Raw genomic sequence first — 19,630 nt, 5'->3', positions numbered from 1 at the left:
CCCGCCCTACGGATTTATTTATGAAAAAAATTATCGTCAGCTTATTAGTTCTCACACTGACCGCTTGCGGCTGGCATTTGCGCGGCTCGGCAGCCGGTGAAGATAAGCTGGCGATGACCACTCCACTGGATTTGGTGATAGTCACCAAAGATGATCACAGCCCACTGATTAACACGTTGCGCCAAGCACTGCGCAGCTACAAAATCAATGAAGTAACTGCAGCCAACGCAACCTCACTCACGCTCAATTTGAATCGCGAAGTGATGGATAAACGCACCGCCGGCGTCGGTAGCGATGCACTCACCAGCGCTTATGAAATTATCCTGCGCGTGGATTACAGTATCAGCAATGCCAGCGGTGTTATCACCCCGCTCGACACCAGCGCGCGCACCTCGCGCACCTATAACTACAACGTCAACAATGCCAACAGCGCCGCGCAGGAAGAAGAATTAGTTCTGCGTGAAATGCGTCGTGAACTGGCCAATACCATTTTGCGCCGCATCAAAAATCTCAGCGCAAAAGCAACCTCCACTCCAACACCCACGGCGCAATAACATGCCCAAGTTGCGCGCTGAACAATTAGGGGCTGCGCTCACCAAGCAATTGGCACCGATTTATTTGGTGTCGGGTGATGAACCTTTATTGATTCAAGAGTGCTGCGACCAGATCCGCGCCGCCGCACGCAAAAATGGTTTTAGTGAGCGCGAGCTGTATCACATAGATACCAGTTTTGATTGGGGCCAATTGCTTGCCTCTGCCAACAGCCTCTCACTTTTCGCCGAGAAAAAAATTATCGAAGTGCGTATGCCCTCAGGTAAACCGGGCGACAAAGGCGGCAAGGCGCTACAAGAATATGCGCAATCCCCCGCCCCCGATAATTTGTTATTAATCGTCACCGAAAAACTCGACGGCGCTACGCAAAAAAGTAAATGGTTTAAAGCGATTGAAGATGCCGGCCAACACATCCAGATCTGGCCAGTCACACCGGCGCAATTGCCGCGCTGGATTGGCGTGCGCCTACAGCAATCCGGTTTGCACGCCGACAGCGATGCGATCGATTTACTCGCCTCGCGCATTGAAGGCAATTTGCTCGCTGCCGCGCAGGAAATTGAAAAATTAAAACTGCTCACTACTGACAATCGCATTAGCTATGAAATGATGGCATCAGTCGTCGCCGATAGTGCACGTTACGATGTCTTCGGCCTTACCGACAAAGCCCTGCATGGCGATGCCCGCGCCGCTGTGCGCACGCTGCAAGGGTTAAAAACCGAAGGCACTGAACCGATCAATATCCTCTGGGCAGTCACACGCGAAATTCGCGCGCTAGTGCAAATCTCTCAGGCGGTTGCACAGGGTAAACATTTTGAATGGGCGGCAAAACAAGCGGGGGTGTGGGATAAACGCCAGCCGTTAATCCAGACAGCACTGCGCCGTTTAAAGCCGGCACAGCTACAACAGCTATTGCGCAAAGCCAATGGAATAGACAAGGCCGTAAAAGGCATGCGCAACGCCGAACCCTGGGATGAATTACTCGATTTGATTCTAAACATCGCTGGTGTGCAAAGTTTGAATGCGCACAACGAGAGGCTAAGCTTAAAAAGTTAGCATCTGAAAAACTAAAAATATAAGCGCATTTTCGTGCATGAAATAAAAGTACAAAAAAACACACGGCCTGCAATACCGCTCTGCCAATAATCATTTCTCTAACGTGATTACTAATGGCAGATATTTTTCAACCACTATTGAGCAGGAATAGTCACAATGAAATTGCATCAAAAAAATCTAGCGCAACTCTGTGTCGGCATCGGACTTACACTCTTGTGCCAATTAAGTGGCGCCCTATCACCTACACCACCCTCTGGCACAACACCAACCAAACGAACTGTCGAATACGACTGGATGTCTGTTTCGGCGTGGGACAAGATGCACGCCGAAGATGTAGTGGTTGCGCAATACGATCAAGTCGATGTGCTTTTTGTTGGCGATTCAATTACCGCCGGTTGGGATTGGTCAATCTGGGAGAAAAATTTTAAGCCACTGAAAGCGGCCAACTTTGCTATAGGTGGCGACCACACCGGCAATCTGCTCTGGCGCTTGCAACATGGTGCTATCGGCAACATCCAGCCGAAATTGATTGTGGCCTTAATCGGCGTTAACAATGTCGGCGCATTGCAAGAAACACCTGAGCAAGCTGCCGCAGGTGTAACCAAAGTGGTTCAACAACTCCAACTGGCCTGGCCGAACAGCAAAATATTATTAAATGCGGTATTTCCGTTTGATCAGGCACCCAGTTCGGATAATCGCCGCAAGGTCAAAAAGCTCAACCAGATTATTTCCAAACTGGGCGACAACAAAATGATTTTCTTTAAGGATTACGGCCCATTGTTGCTGCAAAAAGATGGCAATATTTCGCCCGACATAATGGCTGACTACCTGCACCCGACTCCCAAAGGCTATCAAGTTTGGGCCAATGCAATGACACCAGATATCAACGCATTATTGCAATAAATGTTCATGGCGCTGGGCAAATTGCCCAGCCTACCCAACAAATTATTACAGCAAGGTAGCCATCATGAAACTTCTTCCGATTTCCACCGCTCTTTTTTTTTCCACTATTTTATTATTTGGCTGCAGCAGTTCCCCGCCAAAACACAGCGACGTTATGATCACCATTCCCGCCGCCAACACCGAAATTGCCACTATGGGACGCACCCATATCAATAGCGATAAAAGCCTGCTGTTGGGTTTTCCCGGCGTCAGCATTAAAGCCGACGTTATGGGCAGATCCCTGACTGCCGATTTGCAGAGTTCGACCGGCAACTCCTGGGTCGATGTGATTGTCGATAATGGTTCGCCGACTGCCATCAAGATTACCAACCAACCGCAAACTGTCGAATTATTCAGGTTTACGGAGGATGCCAAACATTCTGTGGAAATTATTCACCGCACTGAAAATTGGCAAGGCCAAGTCGAGCTCAAACAATTCACGCTCACAGGCGAGAAATTTTTATCCGCGCCGCTGCTACCTAAACGCAAAATGCTGGTGCTAGGCGATTCCGTTACTTGTGGCGAAGCGATTGACCGCGTAACAGGCGAAGAAAAAAATAGCCGTTGGTGGAATGCGCGCGAATCCTACGGCATGCTTACTGGCAAAACACTCAATGCGCAGGTGAATCTAGTGTGTTGGGGCGGGCGCGGTTTGGTACGCAGCTGGAATGGAAAAACCGATGACGCAAACCTGACAGATTTTTATGAGTTTGCAGTGGGCGATAACGACCCGATAATGAAATGGGATCACACGCAGTATCAACCGGATTTAATTGTCAGTGCCATAGGCACCAACGATTTCAGCCGGGGGATTCCCGAACGCGAAGCCTATGTGACCGCCTATGTAAAATTAATCAATAAATTGCTCGCGAATCATCCGCAGGCGCATGTCGCGCTGACGGAAGGAGCCATTCTCAATGGCGAAGAAAAAGCAGCGTTAATTGATTATATCCGCGAGGCGATCTCACGCGTGAACGACTCACGCGTTCATCAAGTTACGTCCAACCACTATCCTGGCGATGCGCGGGATGCGCACCCTACCAAAGAACAACATGCGGCAATGGCTAAAGATTTGGTACCACAATTGAAAGCATTGATGGATTGGTAATTCGATAGATAAAAATCCCAAAGGCTCTGGATCAGAGCCTTTGCCCCCCCCCAATTTACTCCACAGAAAAAAGCACTCGACTTATAGTCGCAAAGAACATTTGTGTGCTATGTTTCATTTACTGCAGAAATACAAGTATGCAGGCTTTTAAAAAAGCAATAATTTAAATAAAAATCAATTAGTTATATTTTTTAGCAATCAAATATCCAGCAACACTAACAATAACGCGTTACCGATACTGCCTACCCGGGCAGATACGTTACCCTCAGGAGTTTTAACATGCTAAAACATCTTCCATTAATTATTACACTGGCGGCCTCTTTGACTGCTTGTGGTGGTAGTGACAACAAGAAATCCAGCAGCAGCTCCTCCGTTGCGCTAAGCTCCAGCTCGCCTGCGGCGTCAAGTACTCCTGCAGCCTCAAGCACACCGGCATCCTCTACTCCAGCATCAAGTACGCCCGCATCATCTACACCGGCATCAAGTACTCCTGCGTCATCTGAGCCGGCGTCAAGTATGCCTGCCTCCTCTACTCCCGCCGCCTCATCAGAACCCGCATCGAGTTCAGTATCCAGCAGCTCCAGCTCTGCCGCGGCGACCAAGCTCAGTGTCGATTTTGAGAGCGATACCGCTGGTGCTACCTATGAAGGCGCTAGCTGGAATCCGGGAGAACTAACCGCAACAGTCGTTACCATTGCCTCAGTCACCGGACTCCCGGCTAACGGCAGCTCAGTGAACGTGCTAAAAGTAGTCGTAGGTAATTACAATGCAGTGCCTATCATGGAAGTTAGTTTGCCAGAAGGAAAAACCCTGGCAGACTACAACGTGAAATTAGACGCTTACTTCCCCAGAAATACACTCGGATTGACTAATGGAGAAGCCAACTACTACAAGGACTTTATTTTCCTTGCTGGCACCAGTATCACTAGTGGTGCAGGCGACACCAACCCGGCATACCACTCCAAAATTGGCACTATTTGGGATGACATTGATGTGTGGAAAACCTACACCTTGACCGTAGATCCAACCAAAGGAGCTGCGCTTACAGGTACCATCAAAATTGGCATGGGACTCAATCGTCCAGCAGGAACGAACGATGGATACTATTTTGACAACGTTCGCCTAGAGCCTAAATAGTATTAATCGATTGCTTGATATCAAAAGAAAAAAGGGCGCGAAATTCGCGCCCTTTTTTATTGTCAACCTATGCACAAATTATTTCCCGGGACCAAATGGCTTCAGCATCAAAATTAATTTTGGCAACAAAGTTAGCGACCCAACAATCGCCATAAACATAGCAAATGCAGTGAGCACACCGAAATAAATCGAAGGGATAAATTGCGATAGCATCAAAATGGAGAAGCCCACAATAATAGTGACTGAGGTGTAATACATGGCGCGGCCAATCGATGCGTGTGAGCGATGCATCGCCTCAACATAATTTTGGTCATGCGCAAACTCGATCCGGTAACGATAGAAGTACTGGATCGCTTGATCAACCCCGACGCCTACCACAATCGCCGCAATAGTTGTTGTCATCATATCAAGCGGAATGCCCACTAAGCCCATTGCACCCAATACAGTTCCCGCCGCCAGGATATTGGGTAGTATTGAAATCAACGCAATTTTAAATGAGCGGAACAAACCGATAATCATCAGCATGATTGACACAAACACCACGCCGATCGTTGCAATTTGCGATGCAAACAAACTCTGCAACATATTGTTATAGAGCACCAACATGCCGGTGAAATTCACCTGCTCCGGTTTAAGACCAACATCCTTTAACGCATACTGGCGAATTTTTTCCACCAGTTCGGCACGTTTCAAGTCCGGCGTGGTTTCAATAACACGCAGGGTGATGCGGGTTTGCTGTACATCATCAACAAGGTAGGGGGTAATCAAAAAGTTTTTGATATCGTCGGAGAGCATGTTGCGCAGCACATTCAATTCAAAGTCGTTCAACTTGCCTTTGTTGATGTCATGCGCTAACTGGTAAACGGTCGCGAGCGATTGAACTTTGCCCACTTCCGGCAGCGATTCCAAATAATTGTGTAATTGTTTGATTTGATCCAACCCGGCGACACTAAACCAATAACTTGGTGCGGTAGTGGGAGTGCTGGCATCATCGGCAAAAGCATCTTCATCGCCCGCTTCGGCAAAGGGATCTTCTTCGTCGGCAGACTCATCAACACCAGCAGCATCGCCACCATCTTCAGCGAAAGGATCTTCTTCATCGCTCGCATCGGCTTCAACAATATCGATAGTGTTTTTATCGGCATCAAGAATAATATCGAGTGTGACTGTGCCGCCGAGTTGGCGATCAATTACGCTCAAACCCTGATGGATTTCGCTGTCACTTTTAAAATAATCGACAAAGCGGTTTTCCACTTCCAACCGGGTGATGCCCCACGCACTGATAAGCACCGTAATCAGCGCGAGCAATAAAATTTTGCCACCGTGAAATTCTGCCAGCTTGGAAAAACGAACTGTGAGCGCTGCGGAATTATCACCGCGATCTTTGGGCTCGCCTTTCGGAAGAATCATCAAACCTGCAGGCAACACCACAAACACTAAAATAAAACCCACCACCAATCCAATGGTCATCATCCAGCCAAAATCAATTACCGGGCGAATACCGCTCATCACCAGCGACATAAATGCCACAATCGTGGTCAATGCCGAATACAGACAGGGCACCGCCATATCGCGCACAGTTTGCAGAACTATATCGGCTTGATCCATATCGGGATCAATCGCATGGATTTCGCGATAGCGCACCACGACATAAATGGTGAATGCAAATACCATGATTAATAACAGCGCAACAAAATTGGATGAGATGACCGTGAGCCGCCAATCAATCCAACTCAGCCAACCGAGCATCAAGGTCACTGACATCAAGCAGGTTGCGAGCGGCAGCACCACAAACCGCCACTGACGGAATAAAAATGCCAGCATAAAAATAATGAACGCAACCAATGCGCCGCCGAATACCACCAGATCACTTTTGATATAGGCAATCATATCGGTGGTGATCATGCTTACGCCGCCAAGAAAAATTTGCGCGCGATCCTGATATCTAGCAACTATGCCGCGCACAATTTCCACGCGCGCCGCGTCCTGTGCGGCAGTTGCAGTGCGGTAATCCAAAAACTCAGCCGATACCTGCGCCAATTCTTTTTCTTCGCTTTCACTCAAACCTTCCTTGTCACGTTTCATGCGCAGCGCGTCGCGATGGCGCGCCATTTGGATATATTGATTGTTCACTTTTAGGTTGAGCAAAATCGCCGATGTCGTCCCATCGGGACTCAGCAACATATCGCGGTAAATCGGGCTGGTTAAAAATTCCTGCTTGACCATCGAACGATCGACACCCGGTGTAAGCAAGGTACGCGTCGATTCCTTTTGTTCCGCCAATGGGCGCATTGGGCTGTATAGCAGCGGTACATCGATCATGGAATAGACGCTTGCCACACCATCAACACTCGCCAGTTCATCGCGCAATTGTTTAAGCGTATTAATCGACTCATCGGAAAACATATCGGCTTTAGGTGCATAAGTGAGCACCAGAAAATCACCGCTTTGGTAACGCTTGGAAACCTCACGCAGATAATCGATAGAAGTATCGTGCTCCAGGGTGAGTGAGTCAGCGGACGCGTCCAATTTGAAATTAGTCATGCCAAACGCAGCAACTATGGTGAGCAACACCAGCGTCGTCAGTACATGATAGGGACGGTTGATAACAAGCGCGCGATAAATTCGGTTGAGCGACAGATAAAAACGTGAAAGTGTCTGCATGAAAAAATCCGGTTGGTGAAATTTCCCTGAGCGACAGGATGTTAAGAGGGACGAGCCAGTTGTCTATCAGCCAGCAGGGTGGCGCCATTATGCCAGCCACCCCCATTTAAAACAGTAAAAAGGCCATCAACTCAGGGCGCCTGAAACGATTTGTTACAAAAGTCAGTCTGCCTTTTTCGTGTGTCCATCACTGTGACCAAGCGAGCGCTCGGGGCAGAGTAGATCGCGCACCCGCTGTTTTAGTTCCTTCGCCTCCGGAAAACCACCGTCGCTAACCCGGTCCCAGATCAACTGGCCGTTGAGCCACACATGGAATATTCCACCGGTACCAGGATGTAGCGCCACCTCGTCCAGCTCGCCATCAAAGGTGCTCAATAACTCCTGCGCCAGCCACGCTGAACGCAGCATCCACCGGCACATATTGCAGTAGTGAATAACCACTCTATTTTTTGGTTGGGGGGGAGCATGAGGAGTTACGTACTCAGGAATATCAGCCATTTGATTGCCCTTTAGGGTATGAGTTAATAGAATTCGATGATAAGGTCATTCAGATCACAGGATCGGCGTCAAAATCCGCAGTTTCAGGGTAGATAGCAGCACAAATAATGATTCAGACGACAAAATACGGAATCTGCCATGCTCAAACTCCATTTTAAGGATAATCGACGCCCGCCCGTGTGGGTCGTCGAAAAACTCTTCTCTATCGGTAGAGCAGCAGACAACCACTTAATCATCGACGAAGACGGTGTAGACCCACTGCACGCCAAGGTCATTCAGGAAAATACCAAATACTTTCTCAAAGATAACAACAGCACCAGCGGCTGTTTCATCAATGGCCAGCGCATCACCCAAAAAGAAATCCTGCCTGGCGATATTATCAAAATCGGCAACAGCGACATTATCGTACTCGATCCTCGCAGCCTGCCCGATAAAGCCAAAGACACCTACAGCGCCCCCTGGCGGCTCGTCTCCGATAGCAGTTGGCTGGCGGGAAAGCATTTTATATTGCTGCCTGAGCGCAGCACGGTGATAGGGCGCGGCAACCAGTGCGATATTGTAATCCCCGGCACCCATTTATCGCGCCGCCACACCGAAATCAGCATCGAAGGCAATCATCTGCGCATTAAAGACCTTGGCTCCGCTAACGGCACCTTCCTCAATGAATTGCGTATCGACAATGCCACCGCCAACAATGGCGACCGCTTACGCCTGGATGTCTACACTTTCCGCATAGTCGCACCCGACCTCGAAGACAACAAAACCCGCATCCGCAAACCGATCGATGAGCTGAGCAAACCAGTTGAGCGCAAACTACCCAGCAGCGAACCCAAGCGCTGGAAAACCCGCCCCACTTCGCCCGGCAACCGCATCGAACCCAGCCTGAGCAACGGCCGCCGCAACGCATGGTTGGCACTGATCGCCGCTACCCTGGTGGTCACCGCTATCGTCGCCTTTTTGTTGTGGTAGAATCCGCCGCCTATTAGCTCAAAGAATTCTTGCTCCACCCGGTGCAGCAGATTAACCCGTTTTAATTCATTAATTTTCAATCAATAGACTTCAGGAACGCATCATGAGTTTTGAACTTGTCCCTGCGGGCAAAAGCCTGCCCGATGACTTTAACGTAGTTATCGAAATCCCCATGAATTCCGGTATCAAGTACGAGATCGACAAAGACAGCAATGCGCTGTTTGTTGACCGTCTGGTGAGCACTGCCATGTACTACCCTTGCAACTACGGCTACATCCCCAACACCCTGTGTGGCGATGGCGATGCTGCAGACGTACTCGTAGTATTCCCGCAGCCAGTGCAAGCCGGTTCTGTGATTCGCTGCCGTCCGCTGGGCGTGCTGAAGATGACCGACGAAGCCGGTGAAGATGCGAAAATCGTGGCGGTACCGCACGACAAGCTGACTACTATCTACAGCGAGGTAAAAACCCTGCAAGATTTACCCGCAATCACCCTCAAGCAAATCGAACACTTCTTTGAGCACTACAAAGACCTGGAAAAAGGCAAGTGGGTAAAAGTCGCTGGCTGGGGTGATCTGGAAGAAGCGCGCGCAGAAATCCTGAAAGCCGCAGAAACCTACAAAGCGGGCAAATAATTGCGCGCGAGCTATGAAATAAAACTGCATCACTGCAGCAATAAAAAAATAGTTGTAAACAATAGCGATTAAACATCGCAATAAAAAAAGTAACACCCAACAAAGCAGCATCAACCGCTTGATCAGGTGAGAGAGATCGCAGAGGCCACTTTCAGAAAAAGTGGCCTCTGTTTCCAAAGCGGAGTAACAATCAAGGCATGGATTACGCCGACTAAAATAAAACCAGTGGCAGTGAGTAACGCAAACCAATACCTGAAACAACACACACGAGCAGGTCGCCGTTACCACAAAAACACAACAGCAAGAAAAAACACAAGGTACTGACCATGAGTTCTGATTCTGCGATTGATTCCGCCTCTGTTATAACGCCGACCGCCAAAACTAAACATCCTTTGCTCTGGGTGCCAACCGGTTATTTTACGATGGCGCTGACTTACAACATTCTTACCGCAGCCGCCGTAATTATGTTCAGCAATCTCGGAATGAGTAATGCTGAGGCAGCAGGTTATGCCAGCGCCCTCGGTTTGGCATATACAATAAAACCACTGTTCGCTGCATTTTTGGAGATGTATAAAACCAAAAAGTTTTTTGTACTCGCCAGCCAAATCATACAAGGTATAGGATTTATCGGTGTTGCCCTGGCACTGAATCTTCCCAGTTTTTTTCTTCCCATGATTGTATTGTTCTGGGTAATTTCTTTTATCGGCTCAGTACAGGACATCACCAGCGACGGGGTTTATGTCACCTCTATGGACAGCAAACAGCAAGCGCAGTATTGCGGCGTGCAAAGCTTAAGCTGGAACCTTGGAAAACTGGCAATTACCGGCGGCTTAATTATTTTGACCGGTTTTTTACATGAAAATGTTTTTGGTCACGATCCCTTGGTAAATGGCACTGACTGGACTCAATCCTGGCAAATTGCCTTCGCGTTATTGGGTGCCGTTATGCTGGCAATGGCAGCTTGGCACTGGAAATTTATGCCCGATGGCTCGCGCTCTGAAAATACCCCCACAAGTGTGAAAGAAGCAAGTGCAACTCTGCTTGATGCATTCATCACCTTCTTCCAGAAAAAAGGAATTTGGATGATGATTGGTTTCGCACTCTTGTTCCGTCTCAGCTATGGTTTTTTGTTGGCACCCAGCATGTTGTTTATGAAAGACTCAATGGAAAATGGAGGACTTTCATTAACCAATCAGGAATTTGGACTTATCTATTCCGTCTTTGGCCTGATAGCCATGATCATTGGTTCTTTAATCGGCGGATTTTATGTTGCCAAAAAAGGACTGAAAAAGGCACTCTTCCCTCTTTGCTGCGCGATTAATATTCCCAATGTCACATTTTTACTGCTTTCCGTTATCCAACCGGAAAGCTACGCATTGATAGCTACCGGCGTCATAGTTGAGCAGTTCTTTTTTGGTATTGGCTCTGTGGGCTTTATGATTTATTTGATGCAGCAGCTCGCTCCCGGCAAATACACGACAGCGCATTATGCATTCGGCACAGCGCTAATGGGATTGTGCATGATGCTCACCGGTATGGTGAGTGGAGTATTGCAGGAAGCGATGGGTTATACCGGTTATTTTATTTTTGTGATGGTAGCAACTATTCCATCTTTTCTGATTTGCTGGCTCGCACCCTTCCATCAAAAACACGACTAAGATGCCATCAACAAACAAAACCCGGCTCATGGCCGGGTTTTGTTTTTTTGATAACCTGCTTTTATTAATGCTGCGCGTGATGATCAAAACTCGCCGAGTAGCGTTCAATCCACTCCAGTGCCGCCTCCTCGCTACTCAACTGCCGACCCTTTAACGCCAGGCGCTGGCGATAATCCTCAATTTGGCACACCTGCTCCACCATGCGCGTACGGAAAAACTCATCGTCGCTGGTAAAGCGCACACCCACCTCATATTTCGTCGATGACTGCTCGCGGCGCCACACGATTACACCGCGTCCGTGATAATCCGGTTTGGTGACCGGAATATCAAATTCGACCAGGGTGCCAACTTTTACCGGCTTATCGGTGATGAAACATAAGCCACCCGCGCTCAAATTGCGCACCCGAACGCGCGAATCTTCGTCGCCGCCGGCGCAGACTTGAATGGGAATCGATGTGGGGTGGCGGATATAAGTGCGCATAACAATGACTCGCAGCAGATGAACTGGATCAACACGTGATAAGTAGGGGTACTTAAAAGTGTAATCCAGCAATCTCGTCTGGAACGGAAGCAATTGTTATGAAGAGGCCATACATTTAGAACGAACTATTTCGTTAGTACGGACTTTAGAATGTAAGCGACATGTTATTCGGACGCAGGCTCCATTGCATCAACGGCGCTGCCACGCATCTTGAATTGCAAGCCCTTTAAAAAATTACGCAGTACTTGTGTCTGGCACTCACGATAATTGTTGTGCCCAGGCTTACGGAAAAATGCACTCAACTCGTGTTTACTCAGGGGAAAACCAGCCAGTTCCATCACTTCCAGAATTTGCTCATCTTTAAAATCCAACGCGATTTTTAATTTGCGCAGGATAATATTGTTATTGAGTCTTTTTTCTGGCTCGGGCTGCTCGCCCTCGCGCTTGCCACGTTTTTTATTGATCAGGCCATTCAAAAAGATAGCCAACTGCACATCGCGCAACTCTTTGTAGTCGGGTTTATCATCCGCTTTCAACCAATCGCTCACCAGCTCGCGCGATGCATTGAAACCACCTGATGCAAACAGCGCCATCATTTGCGCATCGCCAAAATCAAAAATAAAACGCAGGCGGCGGAGAATATCATTGTTGGTCATAAGCAAATCCTGAACCTAAAAAAGCCGGGCACTATAGCAGTATTTATTCGTCACACCCAATTTGCATAAATACGCCCGTTTTCAGCAGTAAACTGTATATAGTCAAAAATTCAACTATCCTCATTTTGGCGCAGAAAACGATCTTAGCAGGTCGTTGCAAACGGATGCGCAGCTCCATAAAGTTTTGGGGCTTTTTAAATAATAGTCAGGATAGGAAATCACCCAATGAACCTCAGCCATGCGTATCTGGATCGCATCATTGCCCGCTTGTCGCAAGTGGCAGAGGTTTCCTATCGCCGGATTTTCAATGGTGTCGGCATTTATTATCGCGGCGTGCAGTTTGCCATTGTGATCAACGACCACCTCTATTTCCGCGCCGACGAACACTCGCGCGCGCTTTACCAGCAAAAAGGCATGGCCGCGTTCCAGCCGCGCGCGGCAGTTAATGTGGAATCCTCCTTCTTCCAACTGCCCAATGAAGTGCTCGACCAACCAGCCGAATTGAAACACTGGCTGCGTATCGCGGTGGAGGCGGCGCAAATTGGCGACTTCCGCGACGACGAAACCTGCCTCGATACACCCATCCGCCACCTGCATGCACGCGCGTGATTAGGTATTTCTACCTGCCCGGGATTGCGCGCAAATTATCAAAGCTGGGCTAGGCTAAAAGGATAATCGTTAGAGGGATGACCTATGGGCATTCGTATTCTGGTGGTGGACGATGCCACCTTTATCCGCGATATGATCAAAAAACAACTGCGCGATAAAATTCCCGGCGTGGAAGTATTTGATGCTCCCGATGGCGCACGGGCATTGGCGCAACTCAAAGGCCAAGCGGTCGACCTGATTCTCTCCGATTGGGAAATGCCCAATATGACCGGCGCCGAATTGCTCACCGCCGTACGCGCCATGCCCCACGACGGCACTATTCCCTTCGTGATGATTTCCAGCCGCGGCGACCGCAACCATATCGTTAAGGCGATCGAACTGGGCGTATCCGATTATTTAACCAAACCGTTTTCGGCTGAAGAGCTGCTGAAAAAAGTCTTCAAGCAATTGAAACTTGCCGGTAAATCACCCACGCAAGCGGTGCGTACCGCCAGCACCCAAGGGATTGCCTTTGCCTCGGTGGATGTATTGACCGGCAGTGGAGGTGGCACACCTAAAGCGGTTGCCCCCAAACCCATCAATCCCTTCGCCAATAACAGCGCTGGCGCATTGGGCGCAAAACCGGCGGCGCCCTCAGCCCCCGTCATTAAAGCAGTAGAAACTCCCAAGGCCGCCAAAGGCAAGGCGCAATTGCGCTTTTCTAACAACCGCACTTTTGCTTGTGTTATTCGCGAGATGTCATTGCAACTGATGAGCTGTTTAATGCAGCGGACAGATGATCTGCCCACGGTGTTTGAGCAGGCCGTCGTCGATATTGAAACTGGTGACGGCAGCAACCTCGCGCGCGTCAACGGCTATGTCCACAGCATCCAGGCGGGCGAGAACCGTCCCGATACCAGCGTAGTTAAAATCGTTATCCGCTTTGTCGATAACGATGCGGAAAAATTCGAAACACTGTCCAAATATATCGCCCAAATGTAAACCTGCAAAGCACGGCTCGCTGGCTATACTCAGTCCATGTCTCCATCAATGTTGATGTCCAGCCACTAGCGGATTTTCAGGTTGCCTTTCCCATGATGTTTGAAAATCGCATTTTCCCGCCACTACTAGCGCTCTTGCTAGTGTGTGTTGCACCACTCGCAAGCGCTGATGCAGAGCATCGCCTCTCTGGCTTTGCCACCCTGGGTATCGCGATGAGCGATAACCCCAAGCTTGTGTTCAGACGCGACATCACCAAAGATGACGGCGCCTACAAGCATAGCGGCAGCTGGAAAAGCGACTCCCTGCTAGGCCTGCAATGGCAGGGAGATTGGTCACCCGAATGGGGTACCATGGTGCAGCTGGTGGCGAAAGACCGCTTTAATAACAGCCTCGCCAATTCCATCGAGTGGGCATTTGTCCGCTATCGCCCCACCGATGGCCTGGATCTGCGCCTGGGGCGCTTGGGCGCCGATGTGTTTATGCTCTCTGAGTATCGGCAAGTCGGTTATGCCATCCCTTGGGTACGCCCGCCCCATGACCTTTACGGCCTTGCCTCCCTCTATCATTTTGACGGTGCAGACGTTACCAAGCGCATCGAACTGGGCGATGCCGCACTCAATATCAAAGCGTTTTACGGCAACTCGGATGAGGAATATCCCACCGGTTTCAATAACGACCAAGGCATTCACGTGGAGTTCGATCTCTATGGTGCCAGCACTAGCATGGAATGGAATTACTGGAAGCTGCGCTACACCTACGCCAAAGTGAAAGTCAAAAGTGACCACGCCAAACCCCTGCGCGAGGGATTAGCACAAGTGGCTTCGATATGGCCGCCCGCCACGCTTTTTATGTCCGAACTGGAAACCCTTGATAAAAGTTTTGATTACAACCAGATAGGTGTGAACTACGACAACAACGACTGGTGGTTTCAAGGTGAGTTTTTGCAATTGGGGTCGGAGCTGGCACTGGTTGCCAGCGGCAAACACGCCTATGCCAGTCTGGGCAAGCGCTTTGGTAGCCTGAGCATTTACGGTTTGGCCGGTTATGCGGAACCCAAAAACCCATCGGTTTACGTACCTTATCCCTCCATTGTGCTGCCTGAGCCCTTTCAATCCCAATTGGATTACCTGGTTGTTGCCACCGAGCGCACCCTGAATGGTGTGCGTATCAAGCAGCGCAGTTATGGTGTAGGCGCACGCTGGGATTTCACTGCAAAAATGGCCTTGAAAATCCAACTGGAACAATTTGACGTAGATAAAACCGGCACCAACCTCTGGTTGCGCACTGACAATACCCAGCCGATCCTTGCAGACCAAAAACCTGTTGTCCTTAGCCTTGCATGGGATGTGCTCTTCTAATGGCGAAAGTGATTATGTTGATCGCAGCGCTGATCTTCAGCGGCCAACTCCAGGCTGAGATACTGGTGATCGTCAACGCGCAGAATTCCGTCAGTGCACTGGAAAAAAAACAGGTAATGGATTTGTTTATGGGTCGAGCCTCCGCGTTTCCCAACGGGCAGTCAGCCGAAACCCTGGATTTAAAAACCGGTACACCCTTGCGCGCCCACTTTTACAAAATCCTCACCGGCAAAAATGAAGCCCAGGTAGATGCCTATTGGGCCACACTGATTTTTGCCGGGCGTATGTCGCCCCCCAAACAACTGGTCGATGAACAAACCTTGATTGCTGAAGTGGCCCGCAATACCGAAGCGATTGCGTATGTCACACGCCAGGCGCTACCCAAGAATGTAAAAATTGTAACGGAGTTACCCTCGCACGAATGAATATCCAAAGCCTGCACATTAAAGTCTCGCTTAGTGTCGCTGCCGCAGCGCTCTTTGTTGTGCTCTTGTCATCACAATTTTTTTACCAGCGCAGTTATGAAAAATCCTTTGCCGACAGCGAGCGCTCGGTACAACAATTATTGGAAACCGTACAGGCAACTGCAGCTATTGCAGCTTACGTTGGCAACCGTGAACTCGCGCAGCAAGTGGTCACCGGGTTAACGCAAAACGATATAGTGGTAGGCGCAAAAATTGTTGCCAACAAGGAAATTATTGGCCAGCACGGTCGAACCAATGCCGATGCAAAACAGCAATTGATTTCGATTAGCCTAAACGCGCCCTTCGATGAAAAAGAAAAGGTGGGCGAGCTCGCCGTGGTGCCCAATTTTCCGCTCATTGCACTGCGCGCACGCGATTCCGCCATGGCTACTGCGATAGGTTTAGCGGCGCAAGCCGCTGTAGTTGCATTGCTGGTATTAATTCTGGTGTATTGGATGATGACGCGCCCGCTGTCGTATCTCTCCGGCCGTTTGCATCGCATCACGCCCGGCGATGGCAACCGGCTTGATGTGGCTGGTGTACACCGCGGGGATGAAATCGGCTTGCTCGCAGGCGATATCAATGCCCTCCTGCACACCGTTGAAACCATGCTTGAGGAAGAGCGGCAATTGCGCCATCGCGTAGAATTATTGGAGACGCGCTTTCGCGGCATTTTTGAAGACAGCAGCGCAGGTATTTTTTTAGTGCGCGAGCGAGGTACTTTAGTCACCGCCAATCCGGCATTTTTTCATCTCACCGGCTTAACCGAAATACCGCAGTCTGCAACAGGTGATGACAATATTATCGCGCGCGTTTTTCTCGACCACGAACAAGCTTCATCGCTGATTAAATTATCCTTGATCAGCAAGCGTCCACACTCCGCCGATTTGCGCATCCGCACCGAACAAGATAATCAGGTGCGCTGGGTCCACTGCATTTTTTCGCCCGCGGGCAATACCCAACAGGGCGCTACTGTAGAAGGGGTGATGTACGACGTTACCCAGCGCAAATATTCCGAAGAACGCATTCGCGAGCTGGCCGAAAAAGACAGCCTCACCGGTTTGAGCAACCGGCAGGCAGCTGAAAGTGCACTGGAAGAACTTATCCAGCAAGCCCCGGTGGGCGGCAAAGAATTTGCGGTGATGTTGATCGACCTCGACCGATTTAAAACCATCAACGATACCTACGGCCACGATGCGGGCGATAAAGTGCTGGTCACTATCGCTGCGCGCCTGCGCAAATTGGTGCGCGACTCCGATGTGGTCGCACGTCTGGGTGGCGATGAGTTTTTATTGATCCTCAACCACGCTGGCAAAATCGACACCATCAAACGCATCGCGCAAAAAATTCTCGATGCACAACAAGCCCCCATCGAAATACAACCCGGAGTGCTGGAAAAAATCGGCATGAGCATCGGCATAGCGCTCTACCCCGAGCATGGCGACAACGCACTGAGCGTGCGCAAACATGCTGACCAGGCTATGTACATCGTCAAACGGCAGGGCAAAAACAACTACGCATTTTATGACCCCAGCGACAACGACCTACCCCTTACGGCCAACAACTAAACATTCACAAAATGTAAACGATTACATTTTGTGAATGTACAAAAATGAAACGTTTACACATGTTTTTCACGATAATTTAGGATTTAATTTCTAAAAAAACCCAATTTAAAGCAATATAATTTCAATCGACTATTGCTCGATTTCATTCCGCTGTGTAGCATTTTCACTTATCAGCTCGCCAATCGCCGACGACCCATTTTTATCGCCGCACTCTTGTGCACGTCTTCTTTTGAGTAGATTTCATGAAACAACGTAAACCCATAGTGATCGCCAACTGGAAACTCAACGGCGGTCTGGATTTGATTTGCACTTCGGTGGCCTCGTTTATCGGCAAACACTTTGCGGCGCAAATCGCCATCTGCCCACCCTATTTGTATATGCGCGATATGCTGACTTTTTTGCAGTATTCCGAATTGCAAATCGGCAGCCAAAATGTGAGCCGCTACGAATCAGGCGCCTACACCGGCGAGACCTCGGCACAAATGCTCAAGCAAGCGGGCTGCTCACTGTGTTTAATAGGCCACTCCGAACGCCGCGCGATGTTTGCGGAAAATAACGAGGGCTGCCAAATCAAAGTGCGCACTGCCTTGAACCACGAATTATTGCCAGTGCTCTGTGTCGGTGAAAACCAACAGCAGCGCGAAACCAATATCACCGAGCAAGTATTGCGTGAACAATTGCGCGGCGGCCTCACCGGTATTGACCTGCACGGCAAAGACCTGTGCATCGCCTACGAACCTGTCTGGGCGATTGGCACCGGCCTTGCAGCAACACCCGCAATTGCACAAGAAGTGCATCAGTTTATCCGCGCAGAACTCACGCGCATTTTTGATGAAGCTACTGCCAATCGCGTGCGCATTTTGTACGGCGGCAGCGTAACTAAAAGCAATGCGCGCGATTTATTACAGCAAGCAGATATCGATGGTTTGTTAGTGGGCGGTGCGAGTTTGGACCCGGGTCACTTTGTTGCGATTTGCGAACAGGCGTCGGAACTTGCGGAGATTGATGACTAGAAAACCTTGGGCGCGTTCGGCGAGAGTTGGGCGCAGCAAGCGGCGCCCCTACGAGTCAGTGCAACGAGAAATGAAGTCGTGCACATAAATTTATATTCGACATAAAAAAGAAAAACTAAAAAATCCAATCGGCGAATAACTCGGTCATCACAAAAAATCAACCACAGCTCAGGATTTGATGATGAACAGTCTCGCGAACCTCGTTGCCCCTGGCGTTGCCACTGGCGATGCCGTAAAAACCTTATTCAATGCCGCCAAAGCCGGTGGTTTTGCCTATCCCGCGGTCAATGCAGCCAACACCAATACGATTAACGCTACACTCGAAGCGGCACGCAAAGTGAATTCGCCGGTGATTGTGCAATTGTCGCAGGGCGGCTCCGCTTTTTTTCTCGGCAAAAGTGTCAAGCTCGATGGCCAAGGTAGTTCGATACTAGGCTCAATCGCCGCTGCACACTATGTACATACAGTGGCAGAAGCCTACGGTGTGCCGGTGATATTGCACACCGATCACGCCGCGAAAAAATTATTACCCTGGATCGATGGACTGCTCGATGCAAGCGAAAAACATTTTGCGCAAACTGGCACACCTCTATTTAGTTCACACATGATCGATTTATCGGAGGAATCGCTGCAAGAAAATATCGAAATTTCTGCCGCTTATTTAACACGCATGCACAAGCTCGGCATCACACTGGAAATCGAGTTAGGCTGCACGGGAGGCGAAGAAGATGGCGTGGACAACAGCCATCTGGATAATTCCGCGCTCTATACCCAACCACAGGATGTGGCCTACGCCTACGAGAAATTGCGCCCCATAAGCCCCCGCTTCACTATAGCGGCGTCTTTCGGCAATGTGCACGGCGTTTACAAACCGGGCAATGTAAAACTCACGCCGGAAATTTTGCGCAACTCCCAAACCTTTGTGAGTGAAAAATTTGGTGTGCCGCACAACAGCCTGGATTTTGTTTTCCACGGCGGCTCAGGTTCTGAAGCAGACGACATTGCCCAAGCGATCCACTACGGTGTTGTAAAAATGAATATCGATACCGATACCCAATGGGCATTTTGGGAAGGGACAATGGAATACTACAAAGCCAACGCTGAATATTTGCAAAGCCAGATTGGCAACCCCGATGGCGATGAAAAACCTAACAAAAAATATTACGATCCGCGCGTCTGGCTGCGCCAAAGCGAAGAACATATGGTTAAGCGTTTGGAACAATCCTTCGCCGATTTAAATTGTATCAATCGCTATATCTAACAAAAAAGCCGCAACAGGTAATTG

19 protein-coding genes are annotated in these 19,630 nt (G+C 49.4%); 15 read left to right on the top strand and 4 right to left on the bottom strand.

Translation table 11 applies throughout. From position 1 onward, the window contains the following. Positions 1 to 20: 20 nt before the first annotated feature. The 5 genes from lptE (at position 21) to B4E62_RS11375 (ending at position 4,792) form a co-directional block, all read left to right on the top strand. Positions 21 to 554, top strand: coding sequence for an LPS assembly lipoprotein LptE (gene lptE, locus B4E62_RS11395; RefSeq protein ID WP_310074191.1), 534 nt, complete (start codon positions 21 to 23; stop codon positions 552 to 554). Between the two features lies 1 nt (position 555). Continuing rightward, entirely contained in the window at positions 556 to 1,605 is a 1,050-nt protein-coding gene (gene holA, locus B4E62_RS11390; protein ID WP_331352148.1) for a DNA polymerase III subunit delta, read from the top strand. A 156-nt stretch (positions 1,606 to 1,761) separates the two neighbouring features. After that, positions 1,762 to 2,508 (top strand): GDSL-type esterase/lipase family protein, encoded by a 747-nt coding sequence (locus B4E62_RS11385; RefSeq protein WP_331352147.1) that lies wholly within the window; start codon positions 1,762 to 1,764, stop codon positions 2,506 to 2,508. Between the two features lie 64 nt (positions 2,509 to 2,572). Next, a complete protein-coding gene (gene axe2C, locus B4E62_RS11380) occupies positions 2,573 to 3,655 on the top strand; it encodes a bifunctional acetylxylan esterase/glucomannan deacetylase AxeC2 (protein WP_331352146.1) in 1,083 nt (360 codons plus the stop codon). Between the two features lie 279 nt (positions 3,656 to 3,934). Then, positions 3,935 to 4,792, top strand: a complete 858-nt coding sequence (locus B4E62_RS11375) for a hypothetical protein (RefSeq protein WP_310074201.1) — start codon at positions 3,935 to 3,937, stop codon at positions 4,790 to 4,792. Between the two features lie 78 nt (positions 4,793 to 4,870). Here the strand turns inward: B4E62_RS11375 and B4E62_RS11370 are convergent, their stop codons facing one another. Together B4E62_RS11370 and B4E62_RS11365 are read right to left on the bottom strand one after the other, a co-directional pair. After that, positions 4,871 to 7,456, bottom strand: a complete 2,586-nt coding sequence (locus B4E62_RS11370) for an efflux RND transporter permease subunit (protein WP_310074203.1) — start codon at positions 7,454 to 7,456, stop codon at positions 4,871 to 4,873. 162 nt (positions 7,457 to 7,618) lie between these two features. Further along, the gene (locus tag B4E62_RS11365) at positions 7,619 to 7,954 is read right to left on the bottom strand and encodes a SelT/SelW/SelH family protein (protein WP_331352145.1); all 336 of its coding nucleotides are present in this window, start codon (positions 7,952 to 7,954) and stop codon (positions 7,619 to 7,621) included. 138 nt (positions 7,955 to 8,092) lie between these two features. Between B4E62_RS11365 and B4E62_RS11360 the strand changes: the two genes are divergently transcribed. From B4E62_RS11360 to B4E62_RS11350, 3 genes are all read left to right on the top strand, one after another. Continuing rightward, a complete protein-coding gene (locus B4E62_RS11360) occupies positions 8,093 to 8,923 on the top strand; it encodes an FHA domain-containing protein (protein WP_310074209.1) in 831 nt (276 codons plus the stop codon). A gap of 103 nt (positions 8,924 to 9,026) precedes the next feature. Beyond that, positions 9,027 to 9,557, top strand: a complete 531-nt coding sequence (gene ppa / locus B4E62_RS11355) for an inorganic diphosphatase (protein WP_310074213.1) — start codon at positions 9,027 to 9,029, stop codon at positions 9,555 to 9,557. A 326-nt stretch (positions 9,558 to 9,883) separates the two neighbouring features. Continuing rightward, positions 9,884 to 11,215: an MFS transporter gene (locus B4E62_RS11350; RefSeq protein WP_310074215.1), complete on the top strand. Its 1,332-nt coding sequence runs from the start codon at positions 9,884 to 9,886 to the stop codon at positions 11,213 to 11,215. 64 nt (positions 11,216 to 11,279) lie between these two features. Here the strand turns inward: B4E62_RS11350 and B4E62_RS11345 are convergent, their stop codons facing one another. Further along, positions 11,280 to 11,696 (bottom strand): PilZ domain-containing protein, encoded by a 417-nt coding sequence (locus B4E62_RS11345; RefSeq protein ID WP_310074218.1) that lies wholly within the window; start codon positions 11,694 to 11,696, stop codon positions 11,280 to 11,282. Between the two features lie 164 nt (positions 11,697 to 11,860). Continuing rightward, positions 11,861 to 12,352, bottom strand: coding sequence for a DUF1456 family protein (locus tag B4E62_RS11340; protein ID WP_310074221.1), 492 nt, complete (start codon positions 12,350 to 12,352; stop codon positions 11,861 to 11,863). Between the two features lie 225 nt (positions 12,353 to 12,577). Between B4E62_RS11340 and B4E62_RS11335 the strand changes: the two genes are divergently transcribed. The 7 genes from B4E62_RS11335 (at position 12,578) to fbaA (ending at position 19,606) form a co-directional block, all read left to right on the top strand. After that, positions 12,578 to 12,961: a TfoX/Sxy family protein gene (locus tag B4E62_RS11335; RefSeq protein ID WP_331352144.1), complete on the top strand. Its 384-nt coding sequence runs from the start codon at positions 12,578 to 12,580 to the stop codon at positions 12,959 to 12,961. A gap of 84 nt (positions 12,962 to 13,045) precedes the next feature. Beyond that, positions 13,046 to 13,942: a response regulator gene (locus B4E62_RS11330; protein WP_310074226.1), complete on the top strand. Its 897-nt coding sequence runs from the start codon at positions 13,046 to 13,048 to the stop codon at positions 13,940 to 13,942. A gap of 92 nt (positions 13,943 to 14,034) precedes the next feature. After that, positions 14,035 to 15,300, top strand: a complete 1,266-nt coding sequence (locus tag B4E62_RS11325) for a hypothetical protein (RefSeq protein WP_331352143.1) — start codon at positions 14,035 to 14,037, stop codon at positions 15,298 to 15,300. Beyond that, positions 15,300 to 15,725, top strand: a complete 426-nt coding sequence (locus B4E62_RS11320) for a hypothetical protein (RefSeq protein WP_310074230.1) — start codon at positions 15,300 to 15,302, stop codon at positions 15,723 to 15,725. The genes B4E62_RS11325 and B4E62_RS11320 overlap by 1 nt, the downstream gene beginning before the upstream one ends. Next, a complete protein-coding gene (locus B4E62_RS11315; RefSeq protein WP_331352142.1) occupies positions 15,722 to 17,332 on the top strand; it encodes a sensor domain-containing diguanylate cyclase in 1,611 nt (536 codons plus the stop codon). Before B4E62_RS11320 ends, B4E62_RS11315 begins: the two co-directional genes overlap by 4 nt. Positions 17,333 to 17,574: 242 nt before the next feature. Continuing rightward, positions 17,575 to 18,345, top strand: a complete 771-nt coding sequence (gene tpiA / locus B4E62_RS11310) for a triose-phosphate isomerase (protein ID WP_310074236.1) — start codon at positions 17,575 to 17,577, stop codon at positions 18,343 to 18,345. 181 nt (positions 18,346 to 18,526) lie between these two features. Further along, positions 18,527 to 19,606, top strand: a complete 1,080-nt coding sequence (gene fbaA / locus B4E62_RS11305) for a class II fructose-bisphosphate aldolase (protein ID WP_331352202.1) — start codon at positions 18,527 to 18,529, stop codon at positions 19,604 to 19,606. Positions 19,607 to 19,630 lie beyond the last annotated feature (24 nt).

This window comes from Cellvibrio sp. UBA7671, assembly GCA_002483145.1.
Lineage (GTDB): Bacteria > Pseudomonadota > Gammaproteobacteria > Pseudomonadales > Cellvibrionaceae > Cellvibrio > Cellvibrio fibrivorans.
Note: the sequence above shows the minus strand (reverse complement) of the source record. Positions and strands in the feature narration are given on the sequence as shown.

What these genes read in the sequence shown, in the direction of transcription:
- lptE (WP_310074191.1), top strand. Translation starts at nt 21, where the DNA reads ATGAAAAAAATTATCGTCAGCTTATTAGTTCTCACACTGACCGCTTGC.
- holA (WP_331352148.1), top strand. Translation starts at nt 556, where the DNA reads ATGCCCAAGTTGCGCGCTGAACAATTAGGGGCTGCGCTCACCAAGCAA.
- B4E62_RS11385 (WP_331352147.1), top strand. Translation starts at nt 1,762, where the DNA reads ATGAAATTGCATCAAAAAAATCTAGCGCAACTCTGTGTCGGCATCGGA.
- axe2C (WP_331352146.1), top strand. Translation starts at nt 2,573, where the DNA reads ATGAAACTTCTTCCGATTTCCACCGCTCTTTTTTTTTCCACTATTTTA.
- B4E62_RS11375 (WP_310074201.1), top strand. Translation starts at nt 3,935, where the DNA reads ATGCTAAAACATCTTCCATTAATTATTACACTGGCGGCCTCTTTGACT.
- B4E62_RS11370 (WP_310074203.1), bottom strand. Translation starts at nt 7,456, where the DNA reads ATGCAGACACTTTCACGTTTTTATCTGTCGCTCAACCGAATTTATCGC.
- B4E62_RS11365 (WP_331352145.1), bottom strand. Translation starts at nt 7,954, where the DNA reads ATGGCTGATATTCCTGAGTACGTAACTCCTCATGCTCCCCCCCAACCA.
- B4E62_RS11360 (WP_310074209.1), top strand. Translation starts at nt 8,093, where the DNA reads ATGCTCAAACTCCATTTTAAGGATAATCGACGCCCGCCCGTGTGGGTC.
- ppa (WP_310074213.1), top strand. Translation starts at nt 9,027, where the DNA reads ATGAGTTTTGAACTTGTCCCTGCGGGCAAAAGCCTGCCCGATGACTTT.
- B4E62_RS11350 (WP_310074215.1), top strand. Translation starts at nt 9,884, where the DNA reads ATGAGTTCTGATTCTGCGATTGATTCCGCCTCTGTTATAACGCCGACC.
- B4E62_RS11345 (WP_310074218.1), bottom strand. Translation starts at nt 11,696, where the DNA reads ATGCGCACTTATATCCGCCACCCCACATCGATTCCCATTCAAGTCTGC.
- B4E62_RS11340 (WP_310074221.1), bottom strand. Translation starts at nt 12,352, where the DNA reads ATGACCAACAATGATATTCTCCGCCGCCTGCGTTTTATTTTTGATTTT.
- B4E62_RS11335 (WP_331352144.1), top strand. Translation starts at nt 12,578, where the DNA reads ATGAACCTCAGCCATGCGTATCTGGATCGCATCATTGCCCGCTTGTCG.
- B4E62_RS11330 (WP_310074226.1), top strand. Translation starts at nt 13,046, where the DNA reads ATGGGCATTCGTATTCTGGTGGTGGACGATGCCACCTTTATCCGCGAT.
- B4E62_RS11325 (WP_331352143.1), top strand. Translation starts at nt 14,035, where the DNA reads ATGATGTTTGAAAATCGCATTTTCCCGCCACTACTAGCGCTCTTGCTA.
- B4E62_RS11320 (WP_310074230.1), top strand. Translation starts at nt 15,300, where the DNA reads ATGGCGAAAGTGATTATGTTGATCGCAGCGCTGATCTTCAGCGGCCAA.
- B4E62_RS11315 (WP_331352142.1), top strand. Translation starts at nt 15,722, where the DNA reads ATGAATATCCAAAGCCTGCACATTAAAGTCTCGCTTAGTGTCGCTGCC.
- tpiA (WP_310074236.1), top strand. Translation starts at nt 17,575, where the DNA reads ATGAAACAACGTAAACCCATAGTGATCGCCAACTGGAAACTCAACGGC.
- fbaA (WP_331352202.1), top strand. Translation starts at nt 18,527, where the DNA reads ATGAACAGTCTCGCGAACCTCGTTGCCCCTGGCGTTGCCACTGGCGAT.